We start from the raw sequence: 2,505 nt of genomic DNA, 5'->3' as shown, positions 1-2,505 counted from the left end.
TCCTCGTTGTGTGGGCTAAGCACCCAGCGCCATACCCACCTTGCGGTGGGCGGTTTCCGAGTACTCGCCCCCAAACCGTACTTACATGTCTCCATGTATACGGCTTTCCATTAGTAACATTACTCTTTACCATAGTTCTGAATCATAGAGTTGCAGTCCTCACAGACAACCAGTGTCTTGCGATGTCTTTTGAGCATCAGTTTCTCCCACTCATTATTGCCTTTCAGCTTGGTGAGAGTCCTCACATGATGCATGACTACTTTTCCTTCCTTACCACATAGTTCACATCTGCCATCCTTCAACCTTTCCACAAGGCTCGGATATGGCACGTACATGGTCTGTGGCAGTTTGTCATAGTCAACATCGAACTGAGCATTTCTCTTTTTGAAACCCTCATTGTAGAAGACTCTGTATTTCTGCTTTCCCTTGGCATCGTTGTACGGAATGACAAAGTCCTTGTCCTTCTGATACTTCTGGCGAACTTTCCTTGCGGAAGTGTTCAGTTTCCAGCCAAGTGTCTTGAACATACTCATCTTCATAATGAAGGCGAAAGATGCACATTCTTTGGACACGTTTGCAGCAAGTGAATAGTAGTTGTAAAGTCCTCTGGTTTCCGCATTGTATTGGGCAAGAATATCTTCGGGCTTCATTGGAGTCATATATCTGCGAGGCTTTGACCACCAAATGTCTTTGCCATCAATGTTTCTGACCTCCAACGCGTTGTACTCAGTGAGCTTCTTTTGTATCACAGCCGAGTTAAGGGTTAACACCACTGCGCCGTTGAAGTCTCTTTTGAGAACTCCGTCCTTATTCCTTTTCACTGCGTCTGACTTTCTGATGAAGATTTCATATCCAAGGAATTTCGCCTTGTCTTGTGCGTGTGTTATCAAAGTTTTCTCATCAGACAATTCAAGTTTGAGTTGTTCTCTCATGAATTGGGTGATGTCCGCTTTGATGGTCTCGCATTCAGACTTGCTTCCGATAACCGATATAAGGAAATCGTCCGCATACCTTACATACTGCATTCTTCTAAAGTCCGCATCCATTGCATCCTTGTGAGGAGTGGACAGCATCTGTTTGCTCAGTTGGGCAATTTCATACAGATAGCTTTTCCGTATCTGCTCATCGGATGTTTTCTGCAACTTCTTTTTCAGCCAGTTCTTCTTATTGTTCAAACGCCAGTATTCGGGATTGATGCTGCGTCTGTCACCTTTGCGGAATTTGGCTGCGTACTCCTTGATGTACTTGTCGAACTTGTCAAGGTAGATGTTAGCCAGCATGGGGCTGATTATTCCACCTTGCGGAGTTCCTGAGTACGTCTTGTTGTACTTCCAGTCCTCCACATACCCTGCATTGAGGAATTTACGGATAAGTCTGAGGAAGCGTTCATCTGATATGCGTTCACGAAGAATGCTAATCAGTACGTTGTGGTCTATGTTGTCAAAGAAGCCTTTGATGTCTCCCTCGATAAACCACTTTGCTCCCGCAAAAGACTTCTGTATCATACCCAATGCCGTGTGGCAGCTTCGATGCGGTCGGAAACCATGTGAAGTGCCTTCAAAATGACCTTCATAAATGGCTTCAAGCAGCAGTCTAACTACCTCCTGCACCAATTTGTCCTCGAATGAGGGAATACCGAGCGGACGTTTCTTGCCGTTCTTCTTCGGTATGTACACTCTGCGTGCAGGGTGGGGTTGGTAACTTTCGTCCTTTAAGGACACAATCAATCTTTCAATCCTTTCAAGACTCATCTCATCGATGGTCTTGCCGTCAGTTCCGGGTGTCATGTTGCCTTGCTTCGCATAGATGCGTTGGTAGGCTACAGCGAACATCTCTTCACTGAACAGATACCGATACAGTCGCTCGTACTTATAATCCGAACTTTGACTGTGGTCACTTAGAGCTTTTAATACTCTTTCTGATTTTTCCATACGTCTTACACGTTTTCAAAATTTGTATTAAAACATTACTAACTGTTCCCCTTCGCCATGTACAAGGCATTACCTTGCTCGGACTACTATGGGAACTCCGTTACCATATTGGATATTCAGAGCCAAAGCCCATAGCCACTTTCATGGCTTTCCAACTTAGGTAATCTCCGTTTAGCTGTATGATAACTATTAGCACGACAGATTGTCGGATACGACTTCCGCCCTTTTCTCCGCTTACTGCGGTTGCGTTGTGGCTGGTTCTTTGCTATAACACCAATGACGTTGTCTTAGTGCCACAATGCGACGTTTGTAAAAGCCTTCCGTCGCAGCTACATCTTTTGCCGCTGGGCTATCGTTCAATCAGTATGGACTTTATCCTCATATCTGTCTTTCTCCCTCGCAATTCAGTCGCAGTCTGGCTTTTGACTGACTTATTGCTTTCCCAAAGTGCTATTTTCACCTTTAGGTTTCCCCTCGGGCTTATTTGGGTGGAAGTAGATCACTTGAACCCTGACCTATCCTCTTGCTAAAGAGGAATTTATCATGCAACCATTACGGACGCACTCATGGCGAT

1 protein-coding gene and 1 pseudogene are annotated in these 2,505 nt (G+C 45.0%); both read right to left on the bottom strand.

Annotated elements, in window-relative coordinates; genetic code table 11:
* Positions 1–95: pseudogene (locus L0M98_RS22750) on the bottom strand (DUF4134 family protein); the annotation flags it as partial.
* A 24-nt stretch (positions 96–119) separates the two neighbouring features.
* Complete coding sequence (locus tag L0M98_RS22495) at positions 120–1,931, bottom strand: reverse transcriptase/maturase family protein (protein ID WP_004289323.1); 1,812 nt, start codon at positions 1,929–1,931, stop codon at positions 120–122.
* Between the last annotated feature and the right edge of the window lie 574 nt (positions 1,932–2,505).

Origin of the sequence: Butyricimonas sp. DFI.6.44, from assembly GCF_022132345.1 — a bacterium.
Lineage (GTDB): Bacteria > Bacteroidota > Bacteroidia > Bacteroidales > Marinifilaceae > Butyricimonas > Butyricimonas muris.
The sequence above is the reverse complement of the archived record's forward strand: the minus strand, read 5'-3'. Positions and strand labels throughout refer to the sequence as shown.